Origin of the sequence: Filobacillus milosensis (assembly GCF_004402015.1) — a bacterium.
GTDB classification, from domain to species: Bacteria; Bacillota; Bacilli; order Bacillales; family Alkalibacillaceae; genus Filobacillus; species Filobacillus milosensis.
In genome coordinates this window covers 1-366 of sequence record NZ_SOPW01000062.1, presented here as the reverse complement: position 1 = coordinate 366, position 366 = coordinate 1, and the positions used below count along the sequence as shown (strand labels likewise).

Annotated in this window: 1 protein-coding gene; it reads right to left on the bottom strand. The window is 27.6% G+C overall.

The window, feature by feature from the left end:
- Window positions 1–298: GNAT family N-acetyltransferase (locus E3U55_RS17135; RefSeq protein ID WP_134341684.1), on the bottom strand; the 298-nt coding region annotated here is incomplete at its 3' end.
- Window positions 299–366: the final 68 nt, after the last annotated feature.

The window sequence follows — 366 nt, the reverse complement described above, 5'->3', positions numbered from 1 at the left end:
AATATCCTAATTCCATTATATCCCCAAAGATACTTTTACTCTTTCTTATAAACCCTATTTCACCAATATAATCTCCTGTATTTTTATCGATAATGGCAAAAAAGAATTTGCTTCTTTTATTTGTTTTTGATTCATTTATTGCAACCTGTAAATTTTGATTTGTTCCTTCGATGCTGGTTGTTCTTAATTCAGGTAAATAATACATTTCTTTTCGGCTAGATAGTAATTCATGCATCGGATAAAGGTCTTCTTCAATATGATCTCTAATTATTAATCTATCTGTTGAAATTTTTAACATTTTTTCACCTTATATTTATGTATTTTTTTGCTTAACAACACCCTTAATTCTTCTTCAACTAAACTGCC